This is a genomic window from Halomonas citrativorans (assembly GCF_900163645.1).
GTDB classification, from domain to species: Bacteria; Pseudomonadota; Gammaproteobacteria; order Pseudomonadales; family Halomonadaceae; genus Vreelandella; species Vreelandella citrativorans.
Map to the genome: position 1 here is coordinate 1 of NZ_FUKM01000035.1, position 2,709 is coordinate 2,709.

1 protein-coding gene is annotated in these 2,709 nt (G+C 56.8%); it reads right to left on the reverse strand.

Annotation, left to right across the window (positions count from 1 at the left end; translation table 11 throughout):
• On the reverse strand, positions 1-2,709 hold a 2,709-nt coding region (locus tag CZ787_RS09255), incomplete at both ends, for a DUF4214 domain-containing protein (RefSeq protein WP_140398980.1).

A 2,709-nucleotide genomic window follows, 5' to 3' on the forward strand; every position in this document is an offset into this window, starting at 1 on the left:
GCACATCATTTGTACTCCAGCCCGCTGTAATAGCGCGCTCAATCGCTGATACCGTGCCATCACCGTTCAGATCCAGCATGACGCCTAGCGCTGTTGTCTGTTGGGCTAGCGCGTCCTTGAACTCATCGGCTAAAAACTGCTCGGCACTGAGCTGTGCGGGCAGGCGCTCAAGCATGCCTGCGACTTTATCGATGGTGGCGGTAGTCTCTGATCCGCTCGCGCCCCAACCTTTCTGAGCTTTGATAAAGCGGTCGGCATACTGTGTGATGCTATTCATCGCGTCACGGTCGCCGCCGAGTGCCTTATCGTACTGTTCGTAAAACGCTTGAGACGTTGCCGCTAGCTGGTCGGCGGGCGAGCTTAGCCCGGCTTCGGTACCGCGCAGGTTGGCGAGCCAGCCATCAATGCTGTTGGTAAAGCCAGCGAGTTGTTGCTTGGCACGGGCGAGTGCATCCCGCTCTTGATTGATTGAACGCACACGTTCTTGCTGCTGGCGGTCAAGGTTGCGAAGGCGGTCTTGTTCGTCCTGAAGTGCCCACACTCGCTGCTGTAGCGGACGGTTGCTTTCATCCGTGGCTTCTAAATCACGGCGGCGTAGTTCAGCCGTGTTGCCCTCCAGGGTGAGTCTCTGGCGTTCTAACTGCTCACGTTCGCGGAGTACATCCGCCACACTGTTTAGGCCATCAGCAGCGCCGTTTGCTGCGTACTCAGCCGCCTCGGCACTGTTAGCGATAAAATCGAGTGCATCTGTTAAAGATAGTGATCCGCTCGCAACCGCATTAAACCAGTGCTCAAGTCCATCAGCTTCTGGGGCCCGACCCAGCATTTCCTGGTATTGCTGCTCAATGGCTTGGCGAACGGCTCCGCTTGTTTCTTTCAGTGCAGGCGCGAGCGCCATTAATTCATATGCCAGCCTGCCACCTGCGTCCGTATTTAGGTTCTGAGCCTCTACGAGCGCACGCAACTCATCGACTGTTTTGGGGATTTCGTCAGTTACACCGGAAAGGGATGTGGCTAAATCCTGCTGAGCGTTAGACAAGCGCTCGGATTCGCTGAATGCCGCTTGATAGTAAGCGTCGTTGACGGCTGTAAGGGTTTCAATGCCGCCCACCGCATTTTGCAGTGACCAGGCAGAGTGGATTGCACCCTCAGCAGTCGCGTCAAACTGTAGGTTTAAGCGCTCAATGCTGTTTCCCAGTAACGCTATAGCATCAAGTGCCTGAAAAAGCCCGTTAGCTGTACCCTGCACATCACCCGTGTTCGCTTCTAAATGATCAATGACATCGCGCTGAATTTGCTCGTTTAATGATTGCGCGATGCGCTCAAGATTGAGTACAGCTACAAACGCATTCGCCATCTGCTCGGGGTCAGCGATCTGAGCAATAGCGGATTCAACGTATGCACCGGAGCCGTCGATAATGGCCCGCAATCGTGTATTGAATAGATTCTCTGGTCCTGAGTGCGTAAATCCCTCAATGCTGGCACGCATTGCGTCTACGCGCTCATCAATCGCTGAATTTGCGAGCGTGTCGTCAAATATGGCGATGCTGTCCATTAACTCTTGCAGCGAATCCTGCTGCTCGCCCAGCTTGTAATCGCTAAATTTAGCGATGCCGAAATCACCGAGTGCACTGGAACGGTCGCCAAAAATGCCAGGTTGGGCGCCTTGTACAAAATCGAAATCGAAGGTTTTTTTGTTCGATCCAAACAGCGAGTCAACGAAGCTGCCAATGGCTGATCCAGCGGCAGCTCCCCACGGCCCCCAGTAGCTACCGACCAAGCTGCCCGCCGTCTCGCCGTAGTTGGAATTAGCGGTTTTTCCCGTGACGCTAGAGCCAACCTCGCCGCCGACATAGCCACCTGCCATGGCAGCACCAGCGTTGTAAACGGCGGTCATGCCCTGATAGTTCTGCATGCTGCCGCCCATCCAGCCGCCGCCCTGAGCAACTCCACCAGTTACTGCGTTGCCGTACAAGCCGCCCGCTGACGCCCCCGTTTGAGCGCTGCCGTACAACGTGCCTGCACTCTGCGTTGCAGCGTTTGCATACAGGCCGCCACCGCTAGCAGCCGCTGTTCCGCCTCCGCCAAACCAACCGCTAGCCGTGTCCCAACCGCGCTGCAGCATGCCGGGATTGATGTTCTGCAGTGACATGCCCTGTGAGTTCATGGCTCCCTGCTGGCCGCCACCCATGCCCATCATGCTCTGCATTTCGACGATGATGGGCCGGGTGATAGCCATGTGGGCCAGTTCTGCTAGCGTCTGGTCCAGCACGCGCTTCATGGTTTCGCTGGCACTGCGGCTGCCGTCGATGGCGCCTCGCCAAAGATCAGCAAAGCCGTCGTCTAGCCGACGCAAGCCGTTCAGCCGAAGCTCATCGAACGCGCCTTCCATCGTGAAGGCGGCCTCTACCGTCTTAGTGGCCAGATCCTCGGTGTCTTTCTGGGCGTTGATATACTCCTGCTGCAGTAGGCCCATCATCTGGATATTTTGGGCAATATTGCCGGTGCCCATGGCGATGGCCAGCGTGAGCGTTTGCATGTCACGTGCTAGCTGGACTGTCTCACGGCGGCCCGGAACAAGGCGGTTGCGCAGGGCTTCAAGTGCGGTGGCTTGGGCTTCGGTGGCTTTGGTGAGTTCGTTGGCAGCGGCGGTAGCTTCGCGGGTAGCTGCGCTGGCCGTTTCGGTTACAACAACCGCTTCTTCAGTAA